The organism is Pantoea stewartii subsp. stewartii (genome assembly GCF_008801695.1).
Classification (GTDB): domain Bacteria; phylum Pseudomonadota; class Gammaproteobacteria; order Enterobacterales; family Enterobacteriaceae; genus Pantoea; species Pantoea stewartii.
The window spans coordinates 1-6,349 of record NZ_VZPF01000135.1 but is presented as its reverse complement, the minus strand read 5'-3'; the positions used below and the strand labels follow the sequence as shown (position 1 = coordinate 6,349).

General features: G+C 50.0%; 4 protein-coding genes and 3 pseudogenes. All 7 read right to left on the bottom strand.

Annotation, left to right across the window (positions count from 1 at the left end; genetic code table 11):
* Positions 1 to 467: 467 nt before the first annotated feature.
* A complete protein-coding gene (locus F7Q90_RS24260) occupies positions 468 to 764 on the bottom strand; it encodes a type II toxin-antitoxin system RelE/ParE family toxin (protein WP_006120896.1) in 297 nt (98 codons plus the stop codon).
* Positions 751 to 1,084, bottom strand: a pseudogene (locus F7Q90_RS24255) (type II toxin-antitoxin system ParD family antitoxin). Before F7Q90_RS24255 ends, F7Q90_RS24260 begins: the two are co-directional and overlap by 14 nt.
* Positions 1,079 to 1,420: pseudogene (locus tag F7Q90_RS24250) on the bottom strand (ATP-binding protein); the annotation flags it as partial. The pseudogenes F7Q90_RS24250 and F7Q90_RS24255, both read right to left, overlap by 6 nt.
* Positions 1,421 to 1,602: 182 nt before the next feature.
* Positions 1,603 to 1,734: pseudogene (locus F7Q90_RS24245) on the bottom strand (ATP-binding protein); the annotation flags it as partial.
* 40 nt (positions 1,735 to 1,774) lie between these two features.
* Positions 1,775 to 3,046, bottom strand: a complete 1,272-nt coding sequence (locus tag F7Q90_RS27445; RefSeq protein ID WP_006120901.1) for an RHS repeat-associated core domain-containing protein — start codon at positions 3,044 to 3,046, stop codon at positions 1,775 to 1,777.
* Positions 3,043 to 4,344 (bottom strand): RHS repeat-associated core domain-containing protein, encoded by a 1,302-nt coding sequence (locus F7Q90_RS27440; RefSeq protein WP_006120902.1) that lies wholly within the window; start codon positions 4,342 to 4,344, stop codon positions 3,043 to 3,045. Before F7Q90_RS27440 ends, F7Q90_RS27445 begins: the two co-directional genes overlap by 4 nt.
* A gap of 517 nt (positions 4,345 to 4,861) precedes the next feature.
* Positions 4,862 to 6,067, bottom strand: a complete 1,206-nt coding sequence (locus tag F7Q90_RS27430) for an RHS repeat-associated core domain-containing protein (RefSeq protein ID WP_006120904.1) — start codon at positions 6,065 to 6,067, stop codon at positions 4,862 to 4,864.
* Between the last annotated feature and the right edge of the window lie 282 nt (positions 6,068 to 6,349).

The window sequence follows — 6,349 nt, the reverse complement described above, 5'->3', positions numbered from 1 at the left end:
AATGGAGGCGAAGCGCCTCAAGGAGCCATGTCCGGTGTTTCACGCGATAGTGTCCATTAAAAAATGATGGACACTATTTTCCCGGAACCGGAGCCCGCTGCACAGACGGTTTAAATGTGACGCTTACGTGTATCACGGTGAGGGAATAAGCAAAGTCCCGTTTCCGGTGCTGAGCTGGCGGTCACGGGGCAGGGGATAAACACAACATATAGAAGAAATCGCAGCTGAAGGAGTGGCACATCTTGTGGTTCGGTGCTGCAACGCGCCGGGGCGTTTCCGGAAGATCCGGAACTACCGGAAAACGGATCTGCGGAGAGAAAAAGAAGGATTAATGCCATTAAAGCAGTAAAAGTGGTTAATTAATAACACACGTGCATTAATGCCTGAGTGTTATCAATATACCAGTATTGATGCTGAAAAAAGAAAAATGATGTGAGCCGTCAGCACGGTGGCTCGGTCCGGCGGGATCACCGCCAGTGGAGGTGTCTCCCGGCGTCCTGATGCTGGCTCAGAACACGAATGACAATCACGACGGCTTCTGTCTGCAGAAAATAAATCACATGCCGTTCAGAGGGAAGGGCATATATCCCCTCACCCAGTTCCGGGCACCTGGTTCCGATATGGTGATCGCCCAGAAGCTGAAACACCGCTGACAGATGGTCAATATAGCTGTCGGCCTGCCCTTCCCCGAAATGCTGCCAGCCATAATGCCAGATGGCCTCCAGATCGTCCTCTGCCTTCGGCGTCAGTTTAACGGCTCTCACCGGATGTCCTCATGCCGGATTTAACCTTCTGCAGAAAAGCATCCTTTTCCCACGTCTGTGGCTCACCGCTGCTCAGCCCTTCCGCCAGGAGGTCACGTAATGCCTGCAGACGGGACTCCGCCTGCTTCTCCCGCAGGAGGCGAAGGGACTCGCGGATCACCTCACTCTGCGTACGGTAATCACCTGATGCAATCAGGGACTCGATAAACTCCCGCAGTTCGTCGCCGAGATCGACGGTCATGGTTCGTGCCATGGCACACCTCCGGTGTAAGAAAATATCTTACATTACTATAGCATGTTTGCGTCTTTGTGGCTATCACAGGGAATGCCAGCACATTATCTCCGAACATTTCTCCCCAGTCGGCGAAGCCTTTGTTCGACGTCAGGATGATGCTTGCATTTTCATACCGGCGGTTCAGCAGGCGGAAGAACAGACTGGCTTCCTCTCGGTTCATCGGCAGATAGCCTATTTCGTCCAGGATCAGCACCCGGGCATAACTCAGTTGCTGTAGCTGGCGCTCCAGTCGGTTTTCCAGCTTCGCTTTCATCAGCGTCGCGATCAGTCTGTCCAGTGGCATGAAGAGTACCCTGTGCCCCGCATCCGCCGCTTTCACGCCGAGAGCAACGGCCAGATGGGTTTTCCCGACACCTGGAGGACGGCTTTGTTGAATAATAGGTAATCATTCTGTTTTGTCTGCACTGTTTTGGTAGAAAACGCTGATGCCAGACAGAACACCGTCATACGCAAGCATGTAATGCATTGATTTTATGTTATCTGAAACAACCGTTTTCATAGTACCACAGCATAAAATCCATTTATTCAACAAAGCCCTGGAGGACCCAACAGGATCACGTTTTCGCAGCGCTCAACGAACGCCAGACCGGCCAGTTCCCTGACAACCTTACGATCGATGCTCAGCTGGAAGGTGAAGTCGAACTGCTCCAGCGTTTTGAGCCATGGCAGGCGAGCTGTGAATGGCACGATTATGCGGGATACTTACAGAAACCATTTATACATTATTAAAATCTACACTTCTAAGCAAATAAGCCATTCCTTTATTGACTGTAGAATATGCATTTTGATGCGATATTGGAGTAAGATCTTTTATCACACCAAAGTCCTTTGAGAATTTATAAGTGGATTTTATATATGTAGCTCTTGATTTTAATGAAAGGTTGTCAATATCGTTCATTATAGAATTGAATGCTGGCTCAAAAGCATAAACATCTAAACGATTTAGCGGCCTTGCGTGCCATGCCCCCTGTAATGCTGCAAGACGATTTTCCGGAGAAATGCTCTTTCCTAGAAAAGAATTAATTCGTTTCAATGAATTTTCTATACTTAATAATCTCCTTTCGGCTATAGCGGAAATCCTTGGGTTTTCTACGGCTGAAATACTTTTTAATGAAGTGTAATCAAGATAATTGAAAATCTGTTCTAACATTTCATTAGGTAAGTCAGTGAGCTCCCTTTGTTGAAATGCAGCCCGTTCCGCCCATTGCTTTGCAGCAACAGGCGCGCCTCTTCCTGACATTTCTATACCCACCCTTCCTTCCTGTGTTCGCCACGGAGCCCCTGCAGTTGCCCCTTCCATACGCTGTATTCCTACAGCACCAAATCCAGCCGCCATGCCAGCAATGCCGGTGGCCATGGACACCCAGCCCAGCACCGACGACGCCTGTGGATTGCTGTCCTCGGTTGCCCCGCTGGCTATCCCCGTCGCGTCAGCCAGCAGACCCATACCGCCCACAACCAGCGTTGTGGTTGATGCTGCACTCCATGCCGCTGCCACACTGCCCGCAATCGCAATGGCACCTAAAGCTGCGCCCCCGGTCAGGAGCACCCCGATAGCTCCTGCCACAATCCCCACAAATCCCTGCCAGCTGATATGCCCTGTCGGGTCGGTATGGTTGACCGGGTCCCCTGCACAGTAGGCGTACGGGTTAATACCACCGGCTCCGAACGGACTCAGGCTGTCAGGACAGTTGAAGCGTCGCAGGACCGGGTTATAGGCCCGGTAGCCGTTACCCAGATGATAGCTGCCGATTACCGGGTCACAGCGCTCACCGTTAAAGCCAGGCAGGTCGTCTTCAGCCTTACCGTTCCCCCAGGGAGACCAGGCGTGAAGCTGTCCGCTCCCGGAGGCCGGATTACGTGACCAGAGCAGGCTGTCGTTGTGACCACCTGCGGTCAGGGTGAGGCCTGCGGGCCCGGCCACGCCCAGGCAGGAGTGGCCATGGCGGATGAGCCGAGTGGCTTCGGGAGATATCATAAATGTCATGATATTACTTCCTTATATTGTCTCAAAGCCATAGAATTATGAGGCATTAATAATACAGGATTTAGATTCTTCCTGGTCGTATATGATATAAAATTGACTCGTGATTTAGATAGACCTTCTATTCCTCGAAGGTCGCCTCCATGACGAAACACTACTTCTTCTCGCACACCTCCATAAGTATATACACGTCTCCCAGTTACATCAGCTAGTTGCTGGGCCATACTTCTGTATCCTGCCGATTTTATAGGTGTTCCACCATAACAGGTCACAAAATGTAGGGGGGTGTCACCACCAATTGTAGAAAGATTGATGGAATGACGTTCTTTTACAAATGAAACAAACTCATTTATTGTGAGCTTAATCGGATAAGGTCTAAGTTTTAGTGCTCTCCGTGAAATTAAATCAGTAGATCTTTCGAGGCTGTCATAAAGCATTACCTTTCCTTCAGGAAGTCCATGAATTAAAATCCCCGGTTCACCAGTGTTGCTAAAATTATTAGTGAAGCCTAATTTTGTGTAGTATACCTCTCCGTTATTTAGATGATTTTCTTCCAAATGAAATGTTTTATAAAAAACCACATCTGGACTAATGTTCCCCGGACGTTGCCCGTCCACTGCTCTTGTACGTCTCAGGCCCCCCTCAACCATACCCGCGATGCCGGTAGCCATGGACACCCAGCCCAGTACCGACGACGCCTGCGGATTGCTGTCCTCGGTTGCCCCGCTGGCTATCCCCGTCGCGTCAGCCAGCAGACCCATACCGCCCACAACCAGCGTTGTGGTTGATGCTGCACTCCATGCCGCTGCCACACTGCCCGCAATCGCAATGGCAGCTAAAGCTGCGCCCCCGGTCACGATCACCCCGGTAACTCCTGCCACAATCCCCACAAATCCCTGCCAGCTGATATGCCCTGTCGGGTCGGTATGGTTGACCGGGTCCCCTGCACAGTAGGCGTACGGGTTAATACCACCGGCTCCGAACGGACTCAGGCTGTCAGGACAGTTGAAGCGTCGCAGGACCGGGTTATAGGCCCGGTAGCCGTTACCCAGATGATAGCTGCCGCTTACCGGGTCACAGCGCTCACCGTTAAAGCCAGGCAGGTCGTCTTCAGCCTTACCGTTCCCCCAGGGAGACCAGGTGTGAAGCTGTCCGCTCCCGGAGGCCGGATTACGTGACCAGAGCAGGCTGTCGTTGTGACCACCTGCGGTCAGGGTGAGGCCTGCGGGCCCGGCCACGCCCAGGCAGGAGTGGCCATGGCGGATGAGCCGAGTGGCCCCGGTTGTTGTTGTTAATGTCATAGCGACTTTTTCCTCATAGTATATTCAGGTAGCAACTCAGCGGAAAATCTCCGTCATATATTTATCCATCAGCGTATAAAGAACGGCGGACGTTTCTTCATTAATGATGCAATCGTAGTTACGACACCGAAAATGGAGCTGGAAAGCGGCTTTGTTGAATAATAGGTAATCATTCTGTTTTGTCTGCACTGTTTTGGTAGAAAACGCTGATGCCAGACAGAACACCGTCATACGCAAGCATGTAATGCATTGATTTTATGTTATCTGAAACAACCGTTTTCATAGTACCACAGCATAAAATCCATTTATTCAACAAAGCCCTGGAAAGCCCGGACAAACAGTTGAAGCTCATGGAACCGTAACCGGAAATGACTTACACTGATGTGGCAAAATCAATGGCAGTGTAGTCCATGGCCAGAAAATGAACGTGCCGGTTAAAATCTTTTGCAGAGCAGTAGCTGTTATAATCGATAGAGTACATTTATATATCCTCGCCTTTCGCCGGATTTTGATATAATTAAATAAAATTGGTTTTAAATTTATTTTCCGGCAAAATTCGCCGAGCCCAGGGTATTAAATTAGAATAACTTAAATCGATAGGAGGGCGATAGTGACCACTTAAATTATTCCAATAAATTAATCTACCATTATCAAATTTCATCATGCCAGCATATCTGACTGGTGCTGCAATACCTTTACTTCTCGTTAACGAGGTGTGCCCAATATATTTCTTATGATTTATTTCATGATATTCCATAGCGTAAATACGGCCCGGAGCAGAAGATGGGTTAACAAAATTATATACACCATGAGGAACAGACAATTCTTTAGTCTTTAGGTTTCTTATCTCATAACTTTTTTTGGCATTGGTGCTTAACAAAACCTCATATGCTTCTGATGATTTTATTCGATTTTGAACAGAAAATTCCTCTGGCATACTAATATCTTTCCACTGACCGATGTCATCAAAGAGTGTCGAAAGTCTATTTTTTTGAGTTTTTGTAACTAGCGATTTTAAATTTATAACTCTTTTTGATGTCGCAGATCCTGCAATTCCGAAACCGGCCGCCATGCCCGCGATTCCGGTGGCCATGGACACCCAGCCCAGCACCGACGACGCCTGTGGATTGCTGTCCTCGGTTGCCCCGCTGGCTATCCCCGTCGCGTCAGCCAGCAGACCCATACTGCCCACAACCAGCGTTGTGGTTGATGCTGCACTCCATGCCGCTGCCACACTGCCCGCAGTCGCAATGGCACCTAAAGCTGCGCCCCCGGTCAGGAGCACCCCGATAGCTCCTGCCACAATCCCCACAAATCCCTGCCAGCTGATATGCCCTGTCGGGTCGGTATGGTTGACCGGGTCCCCTGCACAGTAGGCGTACGGGTTAATACCACCGGCTCCGAACGGACTCAGGCTGTCAGGACAGTTGAAGCGTCGCAGGACCGGGTTATAGGCCCGGTAGCCGTTACCCAGATGATAGCTGCCGATTACCGGGTCACAGCGCTCACCGTTAAAGCCAGGCAGGTCGTCTTCAGCCTTACCGTTCCCCCAGGGAGACCAGGTGTGAAGCTGTCCGCTCCCGGAGGCCGGATTACGTGACCAGAGCAGGCTGTCGTTGTGACCACCTGCGGTCAGGGTGAGGCCTGCGGGCCCGGCCACGCCCAGGCAGGAGTGGCCATGGCGGATGAGCCGAGTGGCTTCGGGAGATGTCATAAATGTCATGATATCGTTTCCTTAAATTTCCTTTGTTCTCCGTCAGGACGAAGAGCGGAAAACCATTCTTTACTTGCCCCATGGAATCTGACGAAAAAAGCATGGAACCCACGATGCACCTTCGTTTAACCCTTATCATTTTTCAGAAGTTAAAGATAATTACGGGCTTTGTTGAATAAATGGATTTTATGCTGTGGTACTATGAAAACGGTTGTTTCAGATAACATAAAATCAATGCATTACATGCTTGCGTATGACGGTGTTCTGTCTGGCATCAGCGTTTTCTACCAA

What these genes read in the sequence shown, in the direction of transcription:
- F7Q90_RS27445 (WP_006120901.1), bottom strand. Translation starts at nt 3,046, where the DNA reads ATGACATTTATGATATCTCCCGAAGCCACTCGGCTCATCCGCCATGGC.
- F7Q90_RS27440 (WP_006120902.1), bottom strand. Translation starts at nt 4,344, where the DNA reads ATGACATTAACAACAACAACCGGGGCCACTCGGCTCATCCGCCATGGC.
- F7Q90_RS27430 (WP_006120904.1), bottom strand. Translation starts at nt 6,067, where the DNA reads ATGACATTTATGACATCTCCCGAAGCCACTCGGCTCATCCGCCATGGC.